Genomic DNA, 24,835 nt, shown 5'->3' with positions numbered 1-24,835 from the left:
GTTCGTTTCGCGTTGTTTGTTCTATTCGGGGCGCTTGAAGGGGAGGGAAGACCATGCTCGAGGTCTGGAATGCGCGCGTTCTGCTCGAAGACGCGGCTCCCGCCCTGCGCGATGTCTCGTGTCACATCGCCCCCGGAGAGCTTGTAGCATTCGTCGGGGCGAACGGGTCGGGCAAGAGCACGCTCGCGCGCCTCATGTGTGCTGCGCAGATGCCCTCTGAGGGCACGATTCTGGTTGATGGCACCTCGTCTGCTGACGAAGGGGGAAGGGAGCGCGTACGGCGGCTCGTCGGTTGCGTGGGGCAGGCTCCCGCTGACCAGATCATCTCGACCGTCGTCGCAGACGAGGTCGCGTTCGGCCTCGTGAACCTTGATCTTGACGAACGGGCAATCGAGGAGCGCACCGCGCGGGCGCTTGCTGCCGTGGGCCTTGCGGGGTTCGAGGCGCACGCGGTGGGGAGCCTATCCGGCGGCGAGCAGCAGCGCCTCATCTTGGCGGCGGTGCTCGCCATGGAGCCCTCGTACCTCGTGCTCGACGAACCCACCTCGCAGCTTGATAGCGCGGCGCGCGCGTCCTTCCGATCGCTCGTGCGCGCTGTTGCGCGCGCGGGCACCGGCGTGGCGCTCATCACGCACGACCCCCTCGAGGCGCTCATGTGCGACCGCGTGTATTGCCTCGATGACGGGCGCATCGCCTGGGAGGCGACTCCGCGCGAGCTGCTTGCCGCCGGAGACGGCAGGCTCGTCGAGGTGCTGCCGCCCTCTACCTACGTGGATGCGCTGCGCGCGGCCGTCGCGCAGGGCTATGACCCCGCTTGGGGTGTAGAGCCTGGCCCGGTGGCGTCCTGGCTCGCTGGGCAGTTGGAAGAGGGGGCGCTTGATGCCCGGAGTGTTGCCGCGGTAGCACGGGCGGCTCGCAGCGGGCTGCGGACGGTCGCGCCGCGAGATGTCGAAGACGGTGAGCGCCAAGGCCTGAGCGCCCGCGATGTGCGAGCCTCGCGCGGCGGCACCGAGGTGCTGCACGGTGTCTCGCTCGACATCCCCGCGGGCGAGGTCGTGCTCGTCGCGGGTGCCTCGGGCGCCGGCAAGACGACGCTCGCCTGCACCATGGCGGGGCTCACCCCGCCGGACGCGGGCACCGTGGCGCTCGCGGGGCGGCCGGTCACGGCGGGCGCGGTGGGCGTCGCATTCCAAGATCCCGAGTCCCAGCTCTTCTTGGAGTCGGTCGCGGAGGAACTCGCCTTCGCCCCGCGGAATCTCGGCTTCTCGGAGGAGCGCATCACGGCCGCGGTGGAGCGCGTCGCCCGCATGCTCGATGTGGGTGAGCTCCTCGACCGCGATCCCTTCGCGCTCTCGGGCGGGCAGGCACGCCGGGTGGCGCTCGGCGGCATCCTCACGGCCGCACCGCGCGCCCTCGTGCTCGACGAGCCGAGCGCCGGCCTCGATGCGGCGGGTCGAGCCGCCCTGCACGATCTCGTGCGCTCGCTTGCGCGCGATGGGATGCCCATCATGGTGGTCAGCCACGACCTTGAGGAATGGCTGGCGGATGCGGATCGCGTGGCGCTCATGCGCGCGGGCGCGATCGCGTGGGCGGGCACCCCGGAGGAGCTCGACATCGCGGCGTTCGAGCGCTCCGGCATCGCGCCCCCGGAAACCATGCAGCTCCGGCACGCGGTCGATGCGCTGCTGGCGGCGGAGGAGCCGGCGGTGCAGGAGGAGCGAGGAGCCACGCGTCAGCCCGTTGCTCCCGCGCCGCAGCCCGCGCAAACCCCCGCGACGCTGCTCGCAACGATCGACGCACGGGTGAAGGTGCTCCTGTTCCTCGCCGCGGCCGTGGCGGTGTTCCTCTCGCCCGCGCCCTGGGCGCTGCTCGCGTGGCTCGCCCTCGCCCTCGTGTCGCTCAGGGCGGCGGGCGTGGGAGTCCGGTCGGCCGCGCGGTCGCTCCGGGCACTGCTTGTCCTGTTCGTGCTCGTGATCGCGGCGAACGTCATCTCGCTCGACGGCAGCGCCGACATCATGGTCGCTGCCCCGTTCGGCATCAGCGTTGCGGGCGCGGCGCGGGCGGGGCTTGCCATGGCGCGCATCATCGTGCTCGCCTGCCTCGCGCTCGCGGTGGGCGCATCCACGACGCCCACGGAGCTCGCCGACGCCTTCGTCCGTCTCATGGCGCCGCTCGGGCGCATGGGCGTGCCGGTGGGCGACATCGGCCTCGCGCTCTCGATGGCGCTCCGGCTCATCCCGCTCGTCAGCCAGGAGGCGGAGCGCATACAGCGGGCGCAGGCGGCGCGCGGCGTATCGTTCGCCGGCGGCGTCCTCAAGCGCGTGCGCGCATGGGGCACGGTCATCACGCCGCTCGTCGTGGGACTCTTCCGGCGGGCGGACCGCATCGCGGAATCCATGGACGCGCGCGGGTTCGAGCCGCATGCGCACCGCGCCCGCCCGCGCCCGCTCGCGGCGCGCGACCGGCTCGCGCTCATCGGGGGGCTATGCACGATGGCGGCCATCGTGGTAGCTTCTCATCTATGGTAGGAAGGCTGGAGCCGATACGTCGGCTTCCCGGATGCTAAGGGGATACGGCATGGACGAGACGGCGGCCAGCGCGGGGAGCGCGGCGACCATCGTGCTTCGGCTCGCATATTCGGGCGGCGCGTACAGCGGGTTCGCGGAGCAGCCCCAGGAGGGGGTGCGCACGGTCGCGGGCGAGCTTCGGCACGCGCTCGAGGTCTTCCTACGCCGCCCCGTGGAGCTCACCTGCGCTGGGCGCACGGATGCCGGCGTGCACGCGCTCAGCCAGTACGTGAGCTTCCCGGCCGCAGACGACGAGCTCGAGATCCCCGCGCGGCGCTGGCTGCGCGCCATGGACGCGCTCCTGCCCCGGGACATCGCCGTCCAGGAGGTGTTCCACGCGGCGGAGGGCTTCTCCGCCCGCTTCGACGCCTGCGCGCGCACCTACATCTACCGCATCGCGGACCGCCCGAACCGCCCCGTGCTCACGCGCGACCACGTGTGGTGGCAGCGCATGCCGCTCGACGATGCCGCGATGGCGCGCGCCGCCCAGGCGCTCGTGGGCGAGCATGACTTCAAGAGCTTCTGCAAGGCGTCGTCGGCCGAGGGGAAGCCCACGTGCCGCAACGTCATGGCGGTGGGCTTCGAGCGCGGGCGCGAGCTCGGCGAGGAGGTGCTCGCGTTCACCATCACCGGCAATGCGTTTTTGCATTCGATGGTGCGCACCATCGTGGGGACGCTCGTCGAGGTGGGCGCGCACCGGCGGGACGAGGCGTGGGTGGCGGATGCCCTCGCCGCCTGCGACCGCGCGGCGGCAGGTCCCACGGCTCCCGCGTGCGGCCTCGTGTTCGCCGATGTCGCCTACCCGGAGGGCGCGCTCACGCCCCTCGCGTGACCGCACGCGGCGGCCGAGCATGTGCCCGCCGTCTGCCCGCACCCCCGCACGATGCCGCCATGTTGTGCTGGGAAGATGCAGAACATTTGAACAAGACGTGCAGCCCCATCCCCTGAAATCGAGGGAAAAGCGCGGGTGCTACCATGTAGCCAAGTGACGCTTGCGAGAAGCGAGAGGGGGCTGGGCACATGGCGCTCCATGGCGTGCGGAAGCCGTTTGCGACGGTCGTGCTCGTCGTGCGCGATGCCGAGCGGCGCATCGTCCGTTCCCTCGAGAGCGCGCTCAACCAGTCCTTCGGCAGCGTCCAGGTGGTCGTGAGCGACTGCGGCTCGCGCGACCGCACCGTTGCCATGTGCCGGAGCATCGCGGAGCGCGACATCCGCGTCGACGTGATCGAGAACGGCGAGGTGGACTACGCCCAGGCGTTCGATGCTGCCCTGGAGCAGGCGCGCGGCGACTACATCCTGGCCATGGCGCAAGACGATTGGCTCGCTCCCGGCGCCCTCGCGGCGCTCGAGCGCGCGGTCAAGGCGCACGACCTCGAGCTCGCCATCATGGCGCTCTCCGTCGACGAGCCGATGGGCTCGGGCGGGCATGCCTCGCATGTGCTCCGCTTCTCCGTCGAGCCCACCACCGATGCCGAGGCCTTCCGCGACGAGGTGCCACTCTTCATGAACGAGGGCATCCTGGGCTTCGTGCGGGGCAAGCTCTTCGAGCGCGCGCGCATCGAGGGGCTGGGGATGCGCATGGGGCTCTTGGGAAGCCAGACGGCTTTCATGGCGGCGTATATCGAGGACGTCGAGCGCGTGGGCGCGGTCGAGAGCGCCCTGTACCATATGGACCCCCGCCTTGCGGGCATCGATGCCGAGACGTACCGGATGCATGAGCGCGACCATGAATGCATGCTGCAGCTCGCCGCCGCATGGCACCGGGAGCATGACGAGGCGCTCATGCGCGCCATCCATCAGCTGCATATGCGGCAGATCATCGTGAGCATCGAGCGCGTGTACGCGCAGCACGGCATCTCGTCCATCGAGCGCACCGAGCGCGTGCGCGACATCGTCACGGCGCCGAGCACGCGCGAGACGGTCGCCGCCCTGGGGCGGCAAGGGCGCGCCCTCGGCTTCATGTATGCCTTGATCGCGCGGAAGAATATCCTGGGATGCTGCCTGAGCGCCCGCTTCGCGCAGCTCGCCCGCATATCGCGGCTGCCCATCGGCCGCAGTCCTTTCGACCTCGTTGCCTGCGTGTGATGCGGCGCGCGCCCGGCTCGCGGCGCGCAGTTTTTCATATTCTGCATAGAGTATGCTTCCAAATGATTACATTTCCGCAGTTCTCTGCAGATTTCAGTAAACTATCGCTATGCATACCACGTTTTGTCGAAGGATGGGCGCATATGGCAAAGAAGCGCAGCAACCGGCAGGAAGCGATCCGCGAGATCGTCCGCAACAAGGACGTCCGCACGCAGCGCATGCTCGTCGATGAACTCAAGGCATATGGATTCGATTGCACGCAAGCCACCATCTCGCGCGATATCGCCGATATGGGGCTGCGCAAGCTGCCCGAGGGCGTCTACGTGCTCGCGGAGGACCTGCATCTGCAGCGCATGGTGTCCGAGCTCGTGGTGGAAGTGGTGCGCACGGGCAACCAGGTGCTCGTGAAGGCGCAGCCCGGCACCGCCTCGGGCATCGCCGCCGCCATCGACGCCGCTGAGCTCCCCGCCGTGCTCGGCTCGCTCGCGGGCAACGACACGATTCTCGTCATCACGCGCACGGAGGAGGACGGCGAGCGCTTCGAGAGCCTCATGTCGAAGCTCTGCGGTTCGCGCCGGTAGGAGCCGAGGCCCCTCCGCGGGCGGGTTCTCGCGGGCGCGCGGCCTGCTGCATCTGCATCTTCGTACGAAAACGCCCGGGTACCGCATCGCTGCGATACCCGGGCGTTTGTGAGTCATTGGGGACGTGTTCGTTTGACTCAGTGAGTCATTTGAACCCGTCCCTATTGACTCGGTGAGTCAATTGAACCCGTCCCCATTGACTCAGGCGGCGGGTTCGGGATCCGTCGTCGCAGGCGGCTCCTCCGGCTCGGGATCCGGCTCGGGCTCGCTCGTCGTGGGGCTCGTCGGGCTTGTGGGCGAGTTCGGTGACGTGGTGGTCGGCGCTTCCTCTTCCTCGGTTTCGGGCGTCTCGGCCGTGGTCGCGCTGCCGCCGGTGAGCGGCTTGCCGTCGACCTCCCAGTACGAGTCGGCGCGGTAGGAGGGCGTGGTGCCGGTGGGGAACTCCTCGCGCTCCACGCCGTCGAGGATGGTGTTGAAGAAGTTGCGCGCGATGGGCTGCGGCAGGTCGCTCGTCGAGGCGGTGCGGCCGCCGATGTAGATCGTGTTCGAGCCGCCGGCCGTGAAGCCCGTCCACACGGCGACGCTGTACTGCGGGGTGTAGCCGCAGAACCACAGGTCGCCGTAGTTCTCGGTCGTTCCCGTCTTGCCGGCGAAGGGCTGGTTTACCGAGAGCTGCGCGGTCATGGCGGTGCCGTTGGAGACGACGCCCTCGAGGATGTCGGTTACCACCTCGGCCTCGCCCGTCTCGAGCACGCGCTCGGGCTCGTCCTTATGCTCGTAGATGACCTCGCCGTCGCGGTTCGTGATCTTGGTGATGGCGATGGCGTCGCGGTGCATGCCGCCGGAGGCGAACGTCGAGAACGCCTCGGCCATCTGCAGGGTGGAGAGCTCCTCCGTGCCCAGCGTGAGCGAGGAATTGGGATCCATGTCGTTATCGATGCCGAGCTCGTGGCACATGTCGATGACGTTCTGGACGCCCACGGCCTTCGCGATCTGCACGTAGCCCGTGTTCGACGAGAGCTCCGTGGCGCGGGCGAGTGAGATGTAGCCGTACTGGGCGTTGCCGATGTTTTGCACGGTGTACGTGCCGTCGTCGAAGGTCTGCGGCGAGTTGCAGTTGATGATGATGTTGGGGTTCATGCCCTCATGGATGGCCGTGGCGAGCGTGAACGCCTTGAAGGAGGAGCCCGTCTGGCGCTGGGTGATCGCGTGGTTGGTGTGCTCGCTGTCGGCGTAGTAGTCGCGTCCGCCCACCATGCCCACGATGGCGCCGGTCTTGTTGTCGATGACGGTCATGCCGGCCTGGAGGTTCTCGACGCCCACCGCGTCGAGCTGGTCGATCACCGCCGCCTCGGCGGCCGCCTGGACATCGGGCTTGATGGTCGTCTGCACCGTGAGGCCGCCCGAGAAGATCTGGTTGTAGTCGAACTCGTTGGAGAGCAGGTTGCGCACGTAGTCGACGAAGTAGGGGTAGTTGTAGATGTCGACGCCCGTGCCGGAGGTCTCGGAAAGGTTGAGCACGATGGGCTCGGCCTGGGCGGCGTCATGCTCCTCCTGGGTGATGTAGCCGTTCGAGAGCATGCGGTCGAGCACCGTGTTGCGGCGGCTCAGGGCGTAGTCGGGGTTGACGGTGGGGTCGTACTGCGACGGGGCGTTCGGCAGGCCCACGAGCAGCGCCGCCTCGGCGAGGGTGAGGTCCTTGGCGCTCTTGGAGAAGTAGACGTTCGAGGCCGCCTCGATGCCGTAGGCGCCGTGGCCGTAGTTGATGACGTTGAGGTACATGTTGAGGATCTGGTCTTTGGAGTAGATCTCCTCCATCTTGATGGCGAGGTATGCCTCGCGCACCTTGCGCTCGAGCGTGACGTCGAACTGCTCGTCCGAGAGGATCGTGTTGCGCACGAGCTGCTGGGTGATGGTCGAGGCGCCCTCGGAGCCGCCGGTGAGCTGCACCGCGACGGCGCGCAGGATGCCCATGAGGTCGATGCCGCCGTGCTCGTAGAAGCGCTCGTCCTCGGTGGCGACCGTGCCGTCGACGACGTACTTCGAGATCTGGTCGAGATCGACCGTCGTGCGGTTCTGCGTGTAGAAGCTCGCGATTTTGTTGCCGTCGGCGTCCAAGATCGTCGTGGGCTCGCTCGGGAGGTACAGGTCGGTGTCCGTGTAGTCGGGAAGATCCTGGAGCCAGGTCTCCACGACGCCGATCATGCCGACACCGAAGGCGACGCCCGCGAGGAGCATGAAGCCGAAGAACGAACCGATGATGATGGGCGCAATGTGCGTTTTCGCGCGGAACCGGCGTTGCCGCTGGCGAGGACCCATATCGACCTCCTGAAGGTTTCGACGCCGCGCATCGCGGCGGGGCGCCGCGGGCGGATGCTCGTCATACATACACTTCACCACATTACCGCAACAACGCCGCCCGAGGTCTTGGGTATGCTTATCAAAGGCAAATTTCAGACCGATTGCATACCGTTGGCGGGCTTTGACGGGTGCGCGGCCGCAAGCGCCCCTCGGCGAGGCGTCCGGGGCGCCGATCGAAAGGTGGGACATGGAGCACGGGTTCACGGGCGCAGGGGAGTGCGCCGCCGTCTCGGGGACGGGCGCGGCAGGGGAGCGCTGGCAGGCCGGTCGGCACCTGCGCCGCGCGCCGCGCCCGGCAGATCCCATCGCGGTGCTCGCCGTGGGCCTCGCCGTGCTGCTCGCGCTCGCGCTCATCCCCATGCTCGCCATCTCGCGCTACGACCACAGCTACGCCGACGACTGGCACTACGGCGTGGACGCGCACGCCGCGCTCGAGGCGGGCGAGGGACTCCCCGGCGCGGTCGCGGCCGCCGTCACTGAGGCGGCGGACACCTATAGCTCGTGGCAGGGGACGTACTCGGCCATCGTGCTCATGGCGCTGCAGCCCGGGGTGTTCGGCGAGGGGCTCTACGGGCTCGGGGCGGTGGGCATCATCGCGGCGCTCGTGCTCGCCACGGGCTATGCCGCCTCGGTGGTCGTGCGCGACGTGTGCGGCGCGGGGCGCGCGGAGTGGCTCTGCGTGGCCTGCGCGGCGCTGCTGCTGCAGACGCAGCTGCTGCCGAGCCCCGTTGAGGGCTTCTGGTGGTACAACTCCGCCATCTACTACACCTTCTACCATGCGCTCCTGCTCGTGGGCGCGGGGCTCGCCGTGCGCCTCCTGCGCGGGCGGACGCGCCGCGGCGCGCTCACCGGGCCGGGCATGGCGGCGCGCAGCGCGGCGCTCGTGCTGCTCGCCTTCGTGATCGGCGGCGGGAACTACGTGACCGGGCTCGTGGCGGTGGTCGCGCTCGCGGGCGCCGTCGTGGCGGCGCTGGCGCGCGGCCGGCGCTCCGCGTGGCTCCTGGTCCCGGCACTCGCCGTGCTCGCGGTGGGGTTCGCCTGCTCCATGGCCGCCCCCGGCAACGTCGAGCGCCAGCTGAGCCAGTTCGCGGGCGACAACCTCGGCGTGGTGCCCACGCTCGCGCGCAGCGCTCTCGCGGGCTTCGAGTACGCGCTGCTGTGGACGAACGGCTTCATGGTGCTCGCGCTCGCGCTGCTCTTGCCGGTGTTCGCGCGCATCGCCCGGCGGTCGCGCTGCTCGTTCGCCCTGCCCGGGGCTCCCGCCATCGCGCTCGCGCTGCTGTTCATGGCGAGCTTCGCGCCGACGTTCTTCTCCATGGGCACCGTGGGGCCGGGGCGCGTGCAGAACATCCGCTACGACTTCTTCGTGGCGGCGGTGCTGCTGTGCGCGGGCTGGCTCACCGGCTGGGTGGTGCGGCGCCTGGAGCGGCGGGAGGCGTGCCGGGCGCAGGACGGCGCGACGGCCGCCGGCGCGCGCCCGTTCCCGCGCCGCCGCGCGCTCGCGGCGCACCTCGGCTGCTGCGTGCTCGTGCTCGTCATGGCGGTCGCATCGCTCGCCGTCGACGAGCGGCACCGCGACGACCTCGTGTCCATCTCGGCGGCGACCTCGCTCATCTCGGGCGAGGCGCGGGAGTACGACGAGCAGGTGCGGGCGCGCCTCGCGTACCTCGAGGAGAGCGAGGAGGGCTCCGTCGACGTGGCGTACTACACCGCCGCGCCGAAGGTGCTCTTCATGGGCGACATCCGCGACAACATGGACAACTACATCAACTACCGCCTCGCCCAGTGGTACGGGAAGGAGAGCATCATCGGCTACCATGCCGTGCTCTCGTGAGGCGCCGCCGCCCATGCGGCCATCCCGGCGCGCGGGAGCGGGCGCATCCAATGCTCCGACCCCGCCCCACGGACGTCGCATCTAGGCTACACTAGAACTATCTGTGACCAGAGCACCGCCCGGCGGGCGAGGGTGCTAGAGATACCAGGAGGGTGAGCTATGCTCCCAATCGATGAACAGATGCGCATCATCACGTCCGGCACCGCGCAGATCGTCCCGGAGGAGGGGCTGCGCAAGAAGCTTGAGCGCGGCGTGCCGCTCAACATCAAGCTCGGCGTCGACCCCACGAGCCCGGACCTGCACCTGGGGCACGCGGTGCCGCTGCGCAAGATGCGCCAGTTCCAGGACCTCGGCCACAAGGTGACGCTCATCATCGGCAACGGCACGGCGCTCATCGGCGACCCGTCGGGCAAGAACTCCACGCGCCCGCAGCTCAGCTCCGAGCAGATCGAGGCGAACGCCGAGACCTATGTCTCCCAGGCCATGAAGATCTTGGACCCGGAGAAGACCACCATCGTGCACAACGCCGACTGGATCCTCTCGCTCGACCTGAAGGGCCTGCTCGAGCTCTGCAGCAAGTTCACCGTCGCGCGCATCCTGGAGCGCGACGACTTCACCAAGCGCTACCAGAGCCAGACGCCCATCGCGCTCCACGAGTTCCTCTACCCCGTCATGCAGGCCTATGACTCCACGGTCATCAAGGCCGACGTGGAGATGGGCGGCACCGACCAGCTCTTCAACCTGCTCGCCGGCCGCGAGCTCATGGAGAAGATGGGCATGGAGCCGCAGGTGGCGCTCACCATGCCGCTGCTCGAGGGCACGGACGGCGTGCGCAAGATGAGCAAGTCCTACGGCAACTACGTGGGCCTCACCGACGCGCCGGCGGACGCCTTCGGCAAGATCATGTCCATCCCGGACGAGATGATCGGCAAGTACTACCGCCTGGCCTCGACCCTTTCCGTGGACGAGGTGGACGCGATCGACGCGGCGCTGGCCGACGGCTCGGCCGACCCGTACGAGCTCAAGCGCGCGCTCGCGGTGAACATCGTGGACGCCTACCACGGCGCCGGCGCGGGCGAGGAGGCGAAGGCCGCGTTCGACCGCGTGTTCAAGCAGGACGAGCTGCCCGAGGACATCGCCGAGGTGCACGTGGACCTCACGCCGAACGCCGAGGGCCTCGTGTACCTCGCCGGCGTGCTCAAGGAGGCCGGGCTCGCCCCGAGCGCGGGCGAGGCGCGCCGCCTCATCGATGGCGGCGGCGTGAAGATCGACCAGCAGCCCGTGGCGCCGAAGAGCTACAACGTCGACCCCGCGCTGCTCCATGCGGGCGCGGTGCTGCAGGTGGGGAAGCGCAAGTTCGCGCGCCTGGCCTAGCGGCGCGGCGGGTCGCGTGCTGGCGAGGATCGAGAAGGGTGTCTGAGATGGCGGAGGCTGCGATGGGGGAGCCCGCAGTGCGGCTGTGCGTGGTGGTGCCGTGCTACAACGAGGAGGAGGTGCTGCCCGAGACCGCGCGGCGGCTCGCGGCGAAGCTCTCGAGCCTGGTGGAGCGGGGCGCCATCGCGCCGAGCAGCCGCGTGCTCTTCGTGAACGACGGCAGCCGCGACGCGACCTGGGCGCTCATCAAAGAGCTCCACGCAGACCCGGCACGCCTGGGCGTCGAGGGTGATGCCCCGTGGTTTGAGGGCATCTCCTTCGCGCATAATGAGGGGCACCAGAACGCGCTCTTCGCCGGGCTCATGCGCGCGCTCGACGAGGGCTTCGACTGTGCCATCTCGCTCGACGCGGACCTGCAGGACGACATCGACGCCATGGACGAGATGCTCGAGAAGCACCGCGCCGGGACGGAGATCGTCTACGGCGTGCGCAGCAGCCGCGGCACGGACACGGCGTTCAAGCGCGGAACGGCCGAGGCGTTCTACGGCTTCATGCGCTGGCTCGGCGTGGAGCTCGTCTCGGATTCCGCCGACTATCGCCTCATGGGGCGGCGCGCGCTCGCGGCGCTCTCGGGCTACCGCGAGGTGAACCTCTTTCTGCGCGGGATCGTGCCGGCGCTCGGGTTCACGACGGACAAGGTGTACTACGTGCGCGGGGAGCGCTTCGCGGGCGAGTCGAAGTACCCGCTCAAGAAGATGGCCTCCTTCGCGCTCGACGGGATCACGTCGTTCTCGGTGAAGCCCATCCGCTGGGTCACGCTGCTCGGCGGCCTCTCCATCATCGTGGCGCTCGCGATGTTCGCCTACACGCTCGTGAGCCTGGCGCTCGGGCATGTGGTCGAGGGCTGGTCGAGCCTGATGGTCTCCATCTGGCTCGTGGGCGGCCTCATCATGGTCTCGCTCGGCATCGTGGGCGAGTACGTGGGCAAGATCTACCTCGAGACGAAGGCGCGCCCGCGCTACATCGTGGCGGAGGCGACCGACGGCGTGGCGCACGACGGAGAGCTCCGCGCCTGAGTCATTGGGGACGGGTTCAATTGACTCGCCGAGACATTGGGGACGGGTTCGTTTGACTCAGTGAGTCATTTGAACCCGTCCCCATTGACTCAAGGGAAGGGGAAGCTTGTGGGCGCGTTTGGCGCAAATTGCTCTGCACGCGGCGCGTGGAAGCTCAAGCTCGCGTGCGTCTGGGGCGGCGAGCTCATCTCGGTGCTTACAAGCTCCGTGCTGCAGATGGGGCTCATTTGGCACATCACGCTCACGACGAACTCCGCGAGCATGCTCTCCCTCGCCTCGCTCGCGGGCTTCCTGCCGCTCGCGCTCTTCGGCATGGTCGCGGGCACCATCGTCGACCGCTTCCCGCTGCGCCGCTCGCTCATCGGCGCGGACCTGTTCATCGCGGCGGTGAGCCTCGTGGTGGCGGTGGCTGCCGCGATGGGCGAGCTGCCCGTCTGGGTGGTCATCGCGGCGCTGTTCCTCCGCGCGATCGGCAGCGCGTTCCACACGCCCGCCTTCCAAGCGCTCACCCCGCTGCTCGCGCCCCCGGAGTACCTGACCCGCTTGGCGGGCGCGGCGCAGGCGGTGCAATCGGGCGGCTACATCCTGGGAACAGCGCTCGCGGCGGTGATCTACCCGCTGTCCGGCCTCGTGCCCATGGTCGTCCCCGATGTCGTCGGCGCGCTCTTCGCCGCGGGCGCGGTGCTCGCGGCGCATATCCGCGCGGGCGGCAGGGAGCCGGGCTCGGCGGGCGGCTCGAGCGCTCCCGGCGGCGACATGCGCGCCCTGTTTGCGGAAACCCGCGACGGCTACCGGGTGCTGCGCGGCTACCGCGGCCTGTTCGCCCTGCTCTGGTGCGGCTTCGCGTTCACCCTCGTGTTCTCGCCCATCTCGGCGCTCTTCCCGCTCATGACGCTCGACCACTTCGGCGGCACGACGGCGGATGCCGCCCTGGCCGAGATCGTCTTCTCGATCGGGATGATCGCGGGCTCGGCGTTGCTCACGGCGACGGGCGGTTTCAAGAACCGAGCGCTCACCGTCGTGGCGGCGACGGCGCTCTATGGTGCGGCGACGCTCGTTGCCGGTTTGCTCGGCGCGGGCGGGTTCGCGGCGTTTCTCGCCATGAGCTTCCTCATGGGGTTGAGCTCGCCCTTCTACTCCGGGCCGCAGACCGCGCTCATGCAAGAGCGCGTGCCGCCCGAGTTCCTCGGCCGCGTCTTCGGCCTCTACGGCGCCATCATGTCCTGGGCGATGCCGCTGGGGCTCGCGGCTTCGACGCTCTTCGCGGATACCGTGGGCGCGCCGGCGTGGTTCTCGGGAGCGGGTTGCGCGATGCTTGTACTCGCCGTGCTCACCTGGTGCATTCCGAGCATCCGGCACATCGAAGCCGAAGGGTAGCTCATCGCCGGCGCGGTGAGTCAATTGAACCCGTCCCCAATGACTCAGTGAGTCAAATGAACCCGTCCCCAATGACTCGGGCGGCGGGGCGCGGGAGGGGGCGGGGTACAATGGAAGCGATGGCCACGACGGGTGCGTACGTTGAAGGGCGGCTTCCATGGCGCAGGTTTGGGTGATACGGTCCGGGCGGCTCGTCGCCGCCGCATCCGAGGACACGGCCGAGGCGCGCGTCGAGCTCATGCAGTACGCCAAGGGCCTGGATGCCGTGGCCGACCCCGCCGTGCGCGAGGTGCTCACCCAGGCCGAGCACGCTACCGCGCCGTTCGCCGAGCGCCTGGGTACCTGCGTGGCGGGCGTCGTCGTGCTCCCCGCGTGCATGAGCAGGGCGTCGGGCAAGGTGTCGAGCAAGGCGCTGGACAAGGCGACGGGCGCCGCGCGGTTCGGCTTCTTGCTCAAGCCCGACGTCCTCATGCTGCTCGACGACCATGGCTTCTGCGATCGGGTGATCGAGCGCCTCGTGTCGGACGGGGTGTCGATGGAGACGGTCGCGTCCGTGCTGCGCGCGCTGCTCTGCGCGCCGCTGCGCGAGCAGCCGGAGCTGCTCACCCGTGTCCGCGACGACCTGGAAGTCGTCGAGGAGCGGCTGCTCGAGGGGAAGGTGCGCGTCGACCGCGCCCGCATGATGGCCGACGTGCGCCGCCTGATCGGCCTCGATGCCTTCTACCAGGGCATGTCCGACGTGCTCGACGTGCTCGCGGATGAAACGTCCGATGTGCTCGGCTCCGAGGACCGCAAGCGCTTCGCCTCCGTCGCGCGCCGGCTCGACCGCCTTTCCGCCCGGCTCGAGTCGCTGCAGGATTACAACCTGCAGGTCCACAGCCTCTACCAGGAAGAGATCGACATCCAGCAGAACAGCGTCATGCAGTGGCTCACCGTGGTGGCGACGATCTTCATGCCGCTCACGTTCATCACGAGCTGGTACGGTATGAACTTCAAGAACATGCCGATGCTCGGCGCGTCGTGGGGCTATCCGGTGATGGTGGCCATGTGCGTGGTCATCGCGATCGCGCAGATCGTGGTGTTTCGCCGGCGCGGGTGGCTGAGCTTCGGGGGCGGCAAGGAACGGCGCGCGCGGCGGCGCAAGCGCGGCAAGGGGGATGATGCGCGATGAGGACGCGCCGCGACCTGGAGGGGCGGCTCGCTGGGATCGACCGGAGGGGCTACCCGGCGTACAAGTCGCTGCGGGGCGTGTACGACCTCGGTGCGTTCGAGCTCTCCATCGATCGCGTACAGGGCGATCCGTTTGCGGCGCCCTCGGCCCTCTCGGTGCATGTCCCGGCTGCGCGCGCGGGCTTCGCTCCAGAGCTCTACGCCACGCCGGAGCGCTGCACCGCGCTCGAGGACCTGCTCGTGCGGCGCTTCGCGGCCGAGGCACGGTGCGCGAGCTACGCCGTGCGCGGCTCGGGCAAGAGCGGCCTCATCGCTACGAGTGTGCCCGGCCCCGAGGTGCTGCCGCGCTCCGCATGTGAGGCGGGCGCGGCCGGCGTGCTCATGCGGCTCGAGATGGGGTTTCCCGCGCACGGGCGCACGGTGGACGCCCGGGGTCTCGCGCGCATGCTCTTCGAGCTCTTGCCCGCGTGCGTCGAGCGCGCGCTCATATGCGACGAGGCGTGCCGCCGGGCAGCGCGGGCGGCGATGGAGCTCGCCGACGACCAGGCGGCTGTGCGCGCGGAACTCGAGCGCCGGGGGCTCATCGCCTTCGTGGCGGACGGCTCGGTGCTGCCGCGCGCGTCCGGCGTCTCGTCGCGGCCGCTCGAGGGCGCGGTGCCGTTTCGCGCTCCCGAGCGCCTGGCCGTGGAGCTCGACCTGCCGCATCGCGGCCGCGTGCGCGGTATGGGGCTTCCGCGCGGCATCACGCTCATCGTGGGCGGCGGCTTCCACGGCAAGTCGACGCTCCTCAAGGCGCTGCAGGAGGGCATCTACAACCACGTGGCGGGGGATGGGCGCGAGCTCGTGATCACCGAGTCGAGCGCGATGAAGCTTCGCGCCGAGGACGGGCGCGCGGTGCACGCGGTGGACATCTCACCGTTCATCGGCGATCTGCCCGACGGTCGGGATACGCGCTCGTTCGCGACCGAGGACGCGAGCGGGAGCACCTCGCAGGCGGCAGCGACCGTCGAGGCGCTCGAGGCCGGCGCGCGGACGCTCCTTATCGACGAGGACACCTCGGCCACGAACTTCATGGTGCGCGACGCCCTCATGGAGGCCGTCGTGGCGCCCGACCGCGAGCCCATCACGCCGTTCGCGGAGCGCGTGCGCGGCCTGTGGAAGCGCTTCGGGGTGAGCTGCGTGCTCGTGATGGGCAGCTCAGGGGCGTTCTTCCCCGTGGCCGACTGCGTGGTGCAGATGGACGGGTACCGCGCGCTCGACGTGACGGAGCGCGTGCGCGCGGTCTGCCGCGAGGGGGGCGTGGACGCAGCCGAGGACGATGCTCCGGGCGCGGATGATGAGCGCGCGGCGTTCCATGCGTCCGAGCGCCGGATGGAGCTTCCCGGGCGCGCGTTTCGGCGCGATGGGCGCGGGCGCGGCCCGAAGGTGCGCGCGCACGGGCTCGACGGGTTCTCGGTGGGGTCGGGCGAGGCCGATCTGCGCCTGGTTGAGCAGCTCGTCGACGCCGAGCAGGTGGCGGCGCTCGCGCAGATGGTGCGCGTCCTGGGCGAGGAACGCGCGCTCGACGGATCGCGCGGCCTCGCTGAGGTGGTGGGGGAGCTCTACCGCGACCTCGAGCGCGATGGCTGGCAGCTGCTCTCCCCGTACGGTGACACGGGCTGCGGCCTCGCGCTCCCCCGCCCCCAAGAGCTCCACTGCGCCCTCAACCGCTTCCGCGTCATGTAGGGACGGGTTCAAAACGATACTTTTTGCTACATTTGGGGACAGGCTCTGCGACGACGGCACGACGTGGTGCGACGACGGCGCGCCGTGCCGTGCGGCCGAGCCACTCACTTCCACGGGTGCGAGGTGAGGTGCCAGCCGCCGCAGTAGGGGCAGCGGTAGGTGGAGAGGCCGCGCCTGCCGTGCTCCTCGCACGCCGTGATGGCGTCCAGGGCGTCGGCGCGCGTGGCATAGCGCATCTTCGAGGCGCAGGCCTTCTCGCGCCGGGCGCGCTCGCGCTCGACATCCAGCTCGTCGCGACGGCGGCTCTCGCCCTCGAAGAGGCTGTCGAGGTCGCATGCCCCCGCCTTGAACGCAGCGACGCGCTTCGCCCGCGCCGAAGGTTTCCTGCTCGCCATGGCTTTCCTCCCGCATGATAAAATCCAGACAGGCTGGTTTTTATCATTTTGCCCCGCGCCCGCCCGTTCGCGCGGCTCAGCGCACCGCTCCAAGAATGATTCACGCACGCCTCGATTTTATGCAGGTCATGCGCGATAGAATGGGGGAGGAGGTACCCCACCGCGAGAGCAAGGAGCGACGCATGAACCTTCCCGACAAGCGCCCGGACGACATGGCGCGCATCAACACCCCCGAACGCGCCCAGGCGTTCATCGACGAGCAGGTGGCGGCATGCCGCGCGCAGATCGGCGATAAGAACGTGCTGCTCGCGCTCTCCGGCGGCGTGGATTCGAGTGTGGTGGCGGCGCTGCTCATCCGCGCGGTGGGCAAGCAGCTCATCTGCGTGCACGTGAACCACGGCCTCATGCGCAAGGGCGAATCCGAGCAGGTCATCGACGTGTTCCAGAACCAGATGGATGCGAACCTCGTCTACGTTGACGCCACCGATCGCTTCCTCTCCCTGCTCGAGGGCGTGGCGGAGCCCGAGCGCAAGCGCAAGATCATCGGCGCCGAGTTCATCCGCGTGTTCGAGGAGGAAGCACGCAAGGTGGCCGGCGAGGTGGACTTCCTCGCGCAGGGCACCATCTACCCGGACATCGTGGAGTCCGACGGAGTGAAGGCGCACCATAACGTGGGCGGCCTGCCGGACGACCTGCAGTTCGAGCTCGTCGAGCCCGTGCGCCTGCTCTATAAGGACGAGGTGCGCGAGGTGGGTCGCGCGCTCGGCCTGCCCGAGAGCATGGTGGAGCGCCAGCCGTTCCCCGGCCCGGGGCTCGGTGTGCGCTGCCTGGGCGCCATCACGCGCGACCGCCTGGAGGCGCTGCGCGAGGCCGACGCGATCCTGCGCGAGGAGTTCTCTGCGGCGGGGCTCGCCGGCAAGGTGTGGCAGTACTTCGTCGTGGTCCCCGACATGCGCGCGACGGGCGTGCGCGACGGCAAGCGCGCCTACGAGTGGCAGGCTATCATCCGCGCCGTGAACACCGTCGACGCCATGACCGCGACGGTTCCCGAGCTCGATTGGCCGCTCCTGGAGCGCATCACCGACCGCATCCTCGCCGAGGTGCCGGGCATCTGCCGCGTGACGTACGATCTGACTCCGAAGCCCATCGGCACGATCGAGTGGGAATAAACTGGTTTTCCCGTACTAAATAAAACGCCAGTTCAAACGCCCTGTTTCAATTGCGATTCAGGGCGTTTCCTTCTTTTGGTGTGTATATGTATATGGTGTACCATCTTCATCAAACGAAAGCTGCCGCACACCACGAAAGTGAGCGTGACACCGCACGGGCAAGCGCAGCAAATGGACGGCGCACAAGCTTAAGTGCGAAGAATGGCGTGAGGTTCTCAAATTAAGGACAGCAACGACAAGCGAAGACAAGCAGCCGAAGCATGGATCTTGCTGGTTGAGAGAATGGAAGAGCTATGGACATAATGGATGCGAGAGACAAGGTTGCCTACCGCAAGGATGCATTATCTGAGGCACTCAAAAACGGGTTGCTTCCCCGGGACGTCTTTGACATACTTTCCGACATCCTCTCCGAAGACAGTACAATTGCTGCGTTCGCTCAAAACCCCAAATGCCCCAAGACACTTCTCAGACGCCTTGCGATTGACAGCGATTCTTGGGTTCGCGCCGGCGTCGCCGGCAACCCCGCCTGCCCGCAAGACGTCCTCGCGCATTTTGAGACCGACAGCGATTCCTCTGTTCGCGCCCACCTCGCCGGCAATCCCTCCTGCCCGCAAGACGTCCTTGCGCATCTTGAGACCGACAGCGATTCTTGGGTTCGCGCTGACCTTGCCCGCAACCCCTCCTGCCCGCAAGACGCCCTTGCACGCCTTGCGGAAGGCGCAAGCAGCTTCTTGGGTTACCGCCTCGCCGGTAACCCCTCATGTCCATCGGACATTCTCAAGTATCTCGTGTTCAGCTATGACGAAGACGTCGCTAAGGCTGTTGTTTGCAACCCTTCCTTTCCGCCGGACGCCTTCGAGTGCCTCGCGTTTGACTGGGATCAAATTAATGAATGAGACTCGCGATTTCAATCCCTCCCTTCCGCCGGATGGCTACGGTATGATTTCGAAGGATGAAGACGAATTTGAATACTCCGAGAAAGAGCGAGATGAACGCTGCTATTTTGTGCGAGTTTGGATTGCCGGCAGTCCCGTCTGCCCACCGAACGTTCTCGTACGCCTCTCGGAGGACGAAGACGATTACGTGCGCTGGTGCGTCGCCGCTAACCCCTCCTGTCCGCAAAACGCCCTCATGCGCCTACTGAAGGACGAGGAGGCTTCCGTACGCTTACAAGCCGCCGGCAACCCCTCCTGTCCGCAGAGCGTCATCAGGCACCTTGCTGAAGGTCAGGATGAGGATATGCGTTTCGCCGTTGCCGACAACCCCACCTGTCCCCCGGACATCCTTGAACATCTTGTGAAAGACGCGGGCTACCTTACCTGTCTAGCGATCGCCGGCAACCCCTCTTGCCCTCCGAAGATTCTCGAGCGCTTTGCAGACGATAGAGACTGGAGAGTTCGCGAGCCTGTCGCCGGCAACCCCTCCTGCCCCCCAGACGCCATAGTGCGCCTCGCAAGCGACGAGAACGACGACATACGCAGTGTCATCGCGGGAAACCCATCAACTCCTCACGAAGTACTAATGAGACTGGCGAAAGACGAATATGGAAGCGTCCGACGTGCCGCCATCCGCAATCCAATCTTCCTAGCGGATACAAAGTAGCGCAGGGGACTATCTGATTGGATGGCGCGCGATGAGCAGCGTCCAGAACGACGGGGCGACGATGGCCGCGAGGCATCCGGCGGCGAAGAGCGCGAGCGAGCACTCGAGCAGCCGGCGCGTGCGCACCCGCTGGAAGAGCGTCGCGGTGAGCGCGGAGACCACGCCCACCATGAGCAGGTAGACCGTGGTGAGCCACTGGCCCACGAGCGCGCTGACGCCGAACTCATCGATGATCGCCGCGAGCGCCGAGGCGAGCATGTTCTGGCTGAGCGATCCCAGAAACGCGCCCGTCATGAGGACGGGGATCATGAGCCTTCCCGCCCCGTGCACGCGGGCATCCTCACGCGCCGCGCCCATCTAGCTCAGCTCCTCTGCGCGCTCGAGCATCTCGCAGGCGCGGTCGATGGCAAACCGGTAGCTCTCCTCCGCCGGGGGATCGAAATGGCTCAGGTACCCCTGGTGCTCCAGCGAGGCGAAGCCGTGCAGCATGCTGCGCACCAAACGGAGTCGCCGGCCTCCCCGCGCACCGGCTACAGCCCCTGCCGCTGGAACATCTCCGCGATCTCCTCGGCGGACTCGCGCATGCCCCGCTGGAACCAGACCTCGATCCAGCCGTACAGGGCGTAGGCGAAATAGGCGCGCGCGTACGCCTCCTCTTTCGGCTGCTCCGGTTTGGGGCCGAAGAGCTCGATGACGGCATCCTTCACGAGGAACATGAGGCCGCGCTCGTTGAGCAGCGCGTAGAAATCCCGGTGCTTCTCGAACCGGGCGAAGAGCGACCGCAGCAGCTCGCTCAGCGGTGCGCTCGCGACCCCCGCGCCCCCTTCGCTCGTATTCGCCCAATCTTGGAACAGCTCGTGGACACGTTCCTCAAGCACGGCTTCCTTGCTGGCGAAATTCCGGTAGAAGGACGCCCGGCCGACGCCGGCGCGGGAGCAGATTTCGCTGATGGAGATCGCCTCGAGCGGGCGCTCCCGTAGCAGCTGCAGCAGCGTCGCGGTGATGTGCGTCCGCACGTACGTGTTCCGTCCCCTGTTGCTCATCGGCGATACAGACGCCCCGGTTTGTCCCATTTGGTGACCCTCCATCGCAATTCGGCAGCTCGATGATACGATTGTATCGCTGAAACAGTTGTATCACCACCAGAACGCAGCAATGCGCCGCGCCCGCCCCGGCCGCGGCCATCATCGACCGCAAGGAGTCCGCATGACGCTCATGCAGCAACGATTGCTCATCGCGCTCGCCATCGCCGTCCCCGCCTTCCTCCTCGGCAGGCTCGCAGTCCGCGCGGTGCTGAACCTACTGCTCGGGGGCACGCTGTTCGGAGGAAACTTCCTATGAGCCGCACAACGAAAGGAAAGGGGCCGCGCGCCATGTCGGTGGGAATCGGGATCTTGATCTTCGTCGTCGCCTTCATCGGCGGCGTCGCGTCGAAGTTCGTCATCAAGCCCGCATGGGCGCAGGCGTACAGCGTCACCTGGAGCGACGAGCTCGGCACGCGGAAGGTGGACATCCCCTACGGCGACGGCGAGGCCAACACGTTCGACCTCTACCTGCCGAAGGACGATACCAAGGAGCACTATGGCCTCGTGGTCTACCTCCACGCGGGCGGCTTCACCTCGGGCGACAAGAGCGATGACGAGGGAACGCTCGCGTGGCTCTGCAGCAAGGGCTACGTCGCCTGCGGCATCAACTACACGCTGCGCACCGAGACCAACAACGCGAGCGTCCTCACGCAATCCAACGAGATCAAGGCCGCCATCCCGCAGGTGGTCGAGGCGGCCGCACAGGCGGGCTACTCAATCGACAAGATGGCCATTGCGGGTGGATCCGCCGGGCACACCCTCGCCATGCTCTATGCCTATCGCGACGCGGCGGACGCGCCTGTGCCCGTCGTCCTTACCTTCGGGGCGGTCGGCCCGTCCTGCTTCCACACGGAGGACTGGGACAACTACGGGCTCGACCGCGACACGGATGAGAGCCGCCAGTCCGCCGCAGCCCTGTTCAGCGCGATGCTCGGGGAGCTCATCCCGGTCGAGGAGGTCGAGAGCGGCGCGTACCTTGAGCGCGTGAAGCCCATCTCCGCGGCTGATTGGGTCGCGCCGAATGCGCCGGCGACCGTGGTTGCCTATGGCACGCACGACCGCGTCCAGCCGTTCAAGGCGTCCCTGCGCCTCAAGGCCGCGCTCGAGGAGAACGGCGTGGACTACCGCTACTTTGAGTGCCCCCACTCCGGCCATGGTCTGCAGAACGATAACGCCGTGTACCGGCAGTGGATGGAGACGGTCGAACAGTACCTCGACACGTACCTGCCGGTGGAGTAGCGCGCGGCGGCCAGTGAGACGGCGCAGCGCGCGGTGGGGAGAGGAGGATGAACCCGCCGCGCGCTGATCGCTAGCTATTGAGAGCTTCGCCTACTGGATGGCGCCGAACTCCTTCAGGACGTTCTCGACGTCGGTGCCCTCGATCTTCTTGAGCACCTCTTTGAGGGCGAACCGCTCGATGAGGCCGAGCTTCATGTCGGTGATGGGCTTGCCATCGCGCAGCTTCACGCTCGCCATGAGCAGGTCGCGCACGTCGAAGACGCTGCCCCACACCTCGGGCACGCCGCGATCGACGTCGCAGAGCGTGTAGACGGCTTCCATGCCGGTGCGCATGGAGTACTCGGTGGTGAAGATGGTGTCGCGCGGCGTCTCGGCGAATTGGCCGATGAACGCGAAGTTCACCGCGCCATCGGGCACCACGTCGGGGCGGTCGCCCGCGGCGCGCGGCATGAAGAACGCCGTGATGTAGGGCATCATGACCGGCACCGTGTTGGCGTGGTTCGCGGCGAGCTCGGGGATGCGCTCCTCGGGGACGCCCAGGTGATAGAGCCACTCCTGGCAGATCTCCTCACCGGTGCACGCGCGCATGGGCTTCTTCACGAAGTTGCCCGGCTCGTCCGGGAACAGCCCGTACACCCAGACGCTCAGCTCGTTCTTGGGCTGGTCGCGGAACTGCTGTTGGCGGTTGAGCGTCCAGCTCATGAGCCAGTTGGAATCGGTGCAGGTCACGATGCCGCCCGTGACCACGTGTCCGGTGAAGGGGTCGCGCTTGCAGATGGCCTGGATGTAGGGCGGGATCTCGCCGTCGAGGGTCGTCACCGTGGCACTCATCCACTTGGACTTCTCGGGGTCGCCGCAGAAGGCGTCGGGATGCCCGAAGCTGGGGTCCTGCGCGGCGATGCGGCGCCACATGTCCCAGCCGCCGCCGGGCTCGATGTCGGGCTTCCACGCGGCGGGTTTGTCCTGCGCGCCCATGGTGGAGTTCTCGACGCAGCCACCGTTGGTGATGAAGACGAGGTCGTTCTCGGTGAGGTCGATCGAGGTGATGTTGGCCGCGCCGTCTTGGGCGGGCTCGCTCAGCACGATGCGCGTCGCGGCCTTCTTCACGGGCGTGCTATAGGGGTTGCGCGGGAAGGCTGCCTGCTGGATGCGCTGGATGGTGTCCTGGCCGGTGCCGGTGCGCGGGCGCTCCGGGCCCTGGCCGCCCCCGATGGAGAACTGGATGTCCTCGACCTTCGTGTTGAAGTGGAACTGCACGCCGGCGGCCTTGAGGTACTCGACGAGCGGCAGGATCATCGACTCGTACTGGTTATAGCGGGTGAAGCGCAGGGCGGAGAAGTCCGGCAGCCCCGCCACGTGGTGGATGAAGCGCTTGAGGTAGAGCTTCATCTCGAGCGCGGAGTGCCAGTTCTCGAACGCGAACATGGTGCGCCAGTACATCCAGAAGTTGGAGGAGAACACCTCATCGTCGAAGTAATCGGTGATGGGGCGGTCGTAGAGCTTTTCATCGGGCGTGAAGATGAGCTCCATGATCTCCATGGCGGCCTTGTCCGAGAGGCCGAACTTGCCGTCGCAGCCGGCGTCGTGCCCGCGGTCCTTCGTGGCGCGGCAGAGCGAGTAGTTGGGGTCTTCCTTGTTGAGCCAGTAGTACTCGTCCAGGACGGAGACGCCGGGCGTCTCGATGGAGGGGATGGAGCGGAACAGGTCCCACATCACCTCGAAGTGGTTGTCCATCTCGCGGCCGCCGCGCATGACGTAGCCGAGGCCGGGGATGTTCCGGCCGTCGCAGGCTCCGCCGGGCACGTCGTCCTTCTCGAAGATGTGGATGTTCTTGCCCGGCATCTGGGCGTCGCGCACGAGGTAGGCCGCGGCGGAGAGCGCTGCCAGGCCAGTGCCCACGATGTAGGCGCTCTTATGGTCGATGCCCGCGGGCTTCTTGGGGCGGGCGAAGGCTTCGTAGTTTCCGCTTGAATAGTACATGGCTGCACCTTTCTCACGCATGCATCGGCCGAGTCCGACGCATCTCATTCCATGATTGCGCCATGTGGCCGGGCGCGCCATGAGCAGAGCAGCGCTTCTGTACGGTTTCTTATCAAAGCGGCGGGATTGTATAGAATGACAGGGGACGTATCCTATGACGCGGCAGGTTCGTCCGGAAGCGCGTCCTCGCTTCCCGCGACGTAGCCGCCGGGGATCTCGAGCCGGCCGAGCGCGGTCTCGATGGCGCCGTCCGAGATGATGACGATGCCCTGCACGAGCGCGTGCGGGTCGTCGTTCATGCCCCGGGCGATCCAGTCGCGGACGGTCCCGATGAACGCGTGGGCGAAGAAGTTCGCGATGAAGTCCTTATCCCGCTCGCGGATGTGCCTGCCCGCCGCGTGCTCGTCGACCACGCCCTTCACCAGGTCGTGCACCACGGGGAAGAAGATCCGCTCCATCTGGTCGCGGCTCATGTTGTGGTAGACGTTGAGCACGAAGGGCTTGTTGTCCCGCAGGGCGAGGAACATGTTGAGCAGGCCGGTCTGCCAGGTATCGGCGGTCTTGTTGCCCGCGATGATCCGTGCGGCGTCCTCCTCGCACGCCCATTCGACCAGGTCGTAGATGTCCTGGAAGTGGTAGTAGAACGTCATGCGGCTGATGCCGCAATCGTCGGTGATGTCGGCGATGGTGATCTTGCTCAGCGGTTTTTGGAGCAACAGGTGCTTGAGCGATTCCTCGAGCGCGCGTTTGGTGAGCTGGCTGGACATGCGCCCTCCCTGCGGTCGTTTCTCTTCATATACCCCGCGCGCCGGAAGTGGCGGAGGTTGGGAATGGGTTGGTTGGGGACGTGTTCCTTTCAACCCCTTTTTTCGGTCGGGGACGCGTTCGCTTCAGTCATCTCCCAAAAAGGGGTTGAAAGGAACACGTCCCCAACCAACCCATTTTTCAGGGCGTTGAGGTTCCTCAAACAGGTTGGCGCCTCGGTATCGGGCGGTTTTTTCGTGCTGCGGACGGCTCGCAAACCCAAACGGCGCGAAGCGAGCGTTTTATCGGCACCCCCTCAAGTAGCAAGGGGTCACGAGCCAACAAAAGCGACGCTCCTATTGTTTGTCAACCCTGATCCGCGGGAATTGGAAACCCGTCCTCGACCCAGGCGCGGTACCGCTCGCGCATCGACGGGCTCCCGCCCCTCCCGAGCTCGATTAGCGAGATGAG

General features: G+C 67.5%; 22 protein-coding genes. 15 read left to right on the top strand and 7 right to left on the bottom strand.

Features of this window, described 5'->3' with window-relative positions:
- Positions 1-53 precede the first annotated feature (53 nt).
- The 4 genes from B5G02_RS07605 (at position 54) to B5G02_RS07590 (ending at position 5,233) form a co-directional block, all read left to right on the top strand.
- Positions 54-2,528 (top strand): ATP-binding cassette domain-containing protein, encoded by a 2,475-nt coding sequence (locus tag B5G02_RS07605; RefSeq protein WP_094335802.1) that lies wholly within the window; start codon positions 54-56, stop codon positions 2,526-2,528.
- 49 nt (positions 2,529-2,577) lie between these two features.
- On the top strand, positions 2,578-3,399 hold the full coding sequence (gene truA, locus B5G02_RS07600; RefSeq protein WP_094335801.1) for a tRNA pseudouridine(38-40) synthase TruA: 822 nt from the start codon (positions 2,578-2,580) through the stop codon (positions 3,397-3,399).
- 188 nt (positions 3,400-3,587) lie between these two features.
- Complete coding sequence (locus B5G02_RS07595; protein WP_094335800.1) at positions 3,588-4,652, top strand: glycosyltransferase family 2 protein; 1,065 nt, start codon at positions 3,588-3,590, stop codon at positions 4,650-4,652.
- Positions 4,653-4,795: 143 nt separating this feature from the next.
- Positions 4,796-5,233, top strand: coding sequence for an arginine repressor (locus B5G02_RS07590; protein WP_019239613.1), 438 nt, complete (start codon positions 4,796-4,798; stop codon positions 5,231-5,233).
- Between the two features lie 201 nt (positions 5,234-5,434).
- On the opposite strand, the gene B5G02_RS07585 is transcribed toward B5G02_RS07590, so the two are convergent.
- On the bottom strand, positions 5,435-7,552 hold the full coding sequence (locus B5G02_RS07585; RefSeq protein WP_094335799.1) for a transglycosylase domain-containing protein: 2,118 nt from the start codon (positions 7,550-7,552) through the stop codon (positions 5,435-5,437).
- A gap of 229 nt (positions 7,553-7,781) precedes the next feature.
- On the opposite strand from B5G02_RS07585, the gene B5G02_RS07580 reads away from it, so the two are divergent.
- The 6 genes from B5G02_RS07580 to B5G02_RS07555 all read left to right on the top strand — a co-directional run bounded on the left by B5G02_RS07580 (position 7,782) and on the right by B5G02_RS07555 (position 16,150).
- Entirely contained in the window at positions 7,782-9,428 is a 1,647-nt protein-coding gene (locus B5G02_RS07580) for a DUF6056 family protein (RefSeq protein WP_094335798.1), read from the top strand.
- A 159-nt stretch (positions 9,429-9,587) separates the two neighbouring features.
- Entirely contained in the window at positions 9,588-10,802 is a 1,215-nt protein-coding gene (gene tyrS, locus B5G02_RS07575; RefSeq protein ID WP_164476336.1) for a tyrosine--tRNA ligase, read from the top strand.
- Positions 10,803-10,849: 47 nt separating this feature from the next.
- Positions 10,850-11,878, top strand: coding sequence for a glycosyltransferase family 2 protein (locus B5G02_RS07570; RefSeq protein ID WP_094335797.1), 1,029 nt, complete (start codon positions 10,850-10,852; stop codon positions 11,876-11,878).
- 108 nt (positions 11,879-11,986) lie between these two features.
- The gene (locus B5G02_RS07565) at positions 11,987-13,255 is read left to right on the top strand and encodes an MFS transporter (RefSeq protein WP_094335796.1); all 1,269 of its coding nucleotides are present in this window, start codon (positions 11,987-11,989) and stop codon (positions 13,253-13,255) included.
- 157 nt (positions 13,256-13,412) lie between these two features.
- The gene (locus B5G02_RS07560) at positions 13,413-14,426 is read left to right on the top strand and encodes a CorA family divalent cation transporter (RefSeq protein WP_094335795.1); all 1,014 of its coding nucleotides are present in this window, start codon (positions 13,413-13,415) and stop codon (positions 14,424-14,426) included.
- Complete coding sequence (locus tag B5G02_RS07555) at positions 14,423-16,150, top strand: ABC-ATPase domain-containing protein (protein ID WP_094335794.1); 1,728 nt, start codon at positions 14,423-14,425, stop codon at positions 16,148-16,150. Before B5G02_RS07560 ends, B5G02_RS07555 begins: the two co-directional genes overlap by 4 nt.
- A gap of 104 nt (positions 16,151-16,254) precedes the next feature.
- Here the strand turns inward: B5G02_RS07555 and B5G02_RS07550 are convergent, their stop codons facing one another.
- Entirely contained in the window at positions 16,255-16,545 is a 291-nt protein-coding gene (locus tag B5G02_RS07550) for a hypothetical protein (RefSeq protein ID WP_094335793.1), read from the bottom strand.
- Positions 16,546-16,727: 182 nt separating this feature from the next.
- On the opposite strand from B5G02_RS07550, the gene guaA reads away from it, so the two are divergent.
- From guaA to B5G02_RS10235, 3 genes are all read left to right on the top strand, one after another.
- The gene (gene guaA, locus B5G02_RS07545; protein WP_094335792.1) at positions 16,728-17,714 is read left to right on the top strand and encodes a glutamine-hydrolyzing GMP synthase; all 987 of its coding nucleotides are present in this window, start codon (positions 16,728-16,730) and stop codon (positions 17,712-17,714) included.
- Positions 17,715-18,007: 293 nt separating this feature from the next.
- The gene (locus B5G02_RS10240; RefSeq protein ID WP_241146198.1) at positions 18,008-18,610 is read left to right on the top strand and encodes a hypothetical protein; all 603 of its coding nucleotides are present in this window, start codon (positions 18,008-18,010) and stop codon (positions 18,608-18,610) included.
- A gap of 43 nt (positions 18,611-18,653) precedes the next feature.
- Positions 18,654-19,316: a HEAT repeat domain-containing protein gene (locus tag B5G02_RS10235; protein ID WP_241146197.1), complete on the top strand. Its 663-nt coding sequence runs from the start codon at positions 18,654-18,656 to the stop codon at positions 19,314-19,316.
- A gap of 9 nt (positions 19,317-19,325) precedes the next feature.
- Here the strand turns inward: B5G02_RS10235 and B5G02_RS07535 are convergent, their stop codons facing one another.
- From B5G02_RS07535 to B5G02_RS07530, 3 genes are read right to left on the bottom strand one after another with little or no spacing between them, the layout of a single operon-like run.
- Positions 19,326-19,673 (bottom strand): MFS transporter, encoded by a 348-nt coding sequence (locus B5G02_RS07535; protein ID WP_094335791.1) that lies wholly within the window; start codon positions 19,671-19,673, stop codon positions 19,326-19,328.
- Positions 19,674-19,916, bottom strand: coding sequence for a TetR-like C-terminal domain-containing protein (locus B5G02_RS10275; protein WP_332306271.1), 243 nt, complete (start codon positions 19,914-19,916; stop codon positions 19,674-19,676).
- Entirely contained in the window at positions 19,847-20,359 is a 513-nt protein-coding gene (locus B5G02_RS07530) for a TetR/AcrR family transcriptional regulator (protein WP_026089038.1), read from the bottom strand. The genes B5G02_RS10275 and B5G02_RS07530 overlap by 70 nt, the downstream gene beginning before the upstream one ends.
- Positions 20,360-20,522: 163 nt before the next feature.
- Between B5G02_RS07530 and B5G02_RS10265 the strand changes: the two genes are divergently transcribed.
- Together B5G02_RS10265 and B5G02_RS07525 are read left to right on the top strand one after the other, a co-directional pair.
- A complete protein-coding gene (locus tag B5G02_RS10265) occupies positions 20,523-20,657 on the top strand; it encodes a hypothetical protein (protein WP_019239595.1) in 135 nt (44 codons plus the stop codon).
- Complete coding sequence (locus tag B5G02_RS07525) at positions 20,654-21,640, top strand: alpha/beta hydrolase (protein ID WP_241146196.1); 987 nt, start codon at positions 20,654-20,656, stop codon at positions 21,638-21,640. Before B5G02_RS10265 ends, B5G02_RS07525 begins: the two co-directional genes overlap by 4 nt.
- Before the next feature lie 90 nt (positions 21,641-21,730).
- Here B5G02_RS07525 and B5G02_RS07520 read toward each other — a convergent pair whose 3' ends face one another.
- Both B5G02_RS07520 and B5G02_RS07515 read right to left on the bottom strand, forming a co-directional pair.
- Positions 21,731-23,620 (bottom strand): oleate hydratase, encoded by a 1,890-nt coding sequence (locus B5G02_RS07520; RefSeq protein ID WP_094335789.1) that lies wholly within the window; start codon positions 23,618-23,620, stop codon positions 21,731-21,733.
- Positions 23,621-23,772: 152 nt separating this feature from the next.
- On the bottom strand, positions 23,773-24,387 hold the full coding sequence (locus tag B5G02_RS07515; RefSeq protein ID WP_094335788.1) for a TetR/AcrR family transcriptional regulator: 615 nt from the start codon (positions 24,385-24,387) through the stop codon (positions 23,773-23,775).
- Between the last annotated feature and the right edge of the window lie 448 nt (positions 24,388-24,835).

It is taken from the genome of [Collinsella] massiliensis, assembly GCF_002161605.1.
Lineage (GTDB): Bacteria > Actinomycetota > Coriobacteriia > Coriobacteriales > Coriobacteriaceae > Enorma.
The sequence above is the reverse complement of the archived record's forward strand: the minus strand, read 5'-3'. Positions and strand labels throughout refer to the sequence as shown.

Excerpts from the sequence above, each read along its gene's own strand:
- B5G02_RS07585 (WP_094335799.1), bottom strand. The coding sequence starts at position 7,552 with ATGGGTCCTCGCCAGCGGCAACGCCGGTTCCGCGCGAAAACGCACATT.
- B5G02_RS10240 (WP_241146198.1), top strand. The coding sequence starts at position 18,008 with ATGGACATAATGGATGCGAGAGACAAGGTTGCCTACCGCAAGGATGCA.
- truA (WP_094335801.1), top strand. The coding sequence starts at position 2,578 with ATGGACGAGACGGCGGCCAGCGCGGGGAGCGCGGCGACCATCGTGCTT.
- B5G02_RS07560 (WP_094335795.1), top strand. The coding sequence starts at position 13,413 with ATGGCGCAGGTTTGGGTGATACGGTCCGGGCGGCTCGTCGCCGCCGCA.
- tyrS (WP_164476336.1), top strand. The coding sequence starts at position 9,588 with ATGCTCCCAATCGATGAACAGATGCGCATCATCACGTCCGGCACCGCG.
- B5G02_RS10235 (WP_241146197.1), top strand. The coding sequence starts at position 18,654 with ATGATTTCGAAGGATGAAGACGAATTTGAATACTCCGAGAAAGAGCGA.
- B5G02_RS07520 (WP_094335789.1), bottom strand. The coding sequence starts at position 23,620 with ATGTACTATTCAAGCGGAAACTACGAAGCCTTCGCCCGCCCCAAGAAG.
- guaA (WP_094335792.1), top strand. The coding sequence starts at position 16,728 with ATGAACCTTCCCGACAAGCGCCCGGACGACATGGCGCGCATCAACACC.
- B5G02_RS07530 (WP_026089038.1), bottom strand. The coding sequence starts at position 20,359 with ATGAGCAACAGGGGACGGAACACGTACGTGCGGACGCACATCACCGCG.
- B5G02_RS07515 (WP_094335788.1), bottom strand. The coding sequence starts at position 24,387 with ATGTCCAGCCAGCTCACCAAACGCGCGCTCGAGGAATCGCTCAAGCAC.
- B5G02_RS10265 (WP_019239595.1), top strand. The coding sequence starts at position 20,523 with ATGACGCTCATGCAGCAACGATTGCTCATCGCGCTCGCCATCGCCGTC.
- B5G02_RS07570 (WP_094335797.1), top strand. The coding sequence starts at position 10,850 with ATGGCGGAGGCTGCGATGGGGGAGCCCGCAGTGCGGCTGTGCGTGGTG.
- B5G02_RS07595 (WP_094335800.1), top strand. The coding sequence starts at position 3,588 with ATGGCGCTCCATGGCGTGCGGAAGCCGTTTGCGACGGTCGTGCTCGTC.
- B5G02_RS07580 (WP_094335798.1), top strand. The coding sequence starts at position 7,782 with ATGGAGCACGGGTTCACGGGCGCAGGGGAGTGCGCCGCCGTCTCGGGG.
- B5G02_RS07550 (WP_094335793.1), bottom strand. The coding sequence starts at position 16,545 with ATGGCGAGCAGGAAACCTTCGGCGCGGGCGAAGCGCGTCGCTGCGTTC.
- B5G02_RS07535 (WP_094335791.1), bottom strand. The coding sequence starts at position 19,673 with ATGGGCGCGGCGCGTGAGGATGCCCGCGTGCACGGGGCGGGAAGGCTC.
- B5G02_RS07590 (WP_019239613.1), top strand. The coding sequence starts at position 4,796 with ATGGCAAAGAAGCGCAGCAACCGGCAGGAAGCGATCCGCGAGATCGTC.
- B5G02_RS07525 (WP_241146196.1), top strand. The coding sequence starts at position 20,654 with ATGAGCCGCACAACGAAAGGAAAGGGGCCGCGCGCCATGTCGGTGGGA.
- B5G02_RS07555 (WP_094335794.1), top strand. The coding sequence starts at position 14,423 with ATGAGGACGCGCCGCGACCTGGAGGGGCGGCTCGCTGGGATCGACCGG.
- B5G02_RS07605 (WP_094335802.1), top strand. The coding sequence starts at position 54 with ATGCTCGAGGTCTGGAATGCGCGCGTTCTGCTCGAAGACGCGGCTCCC.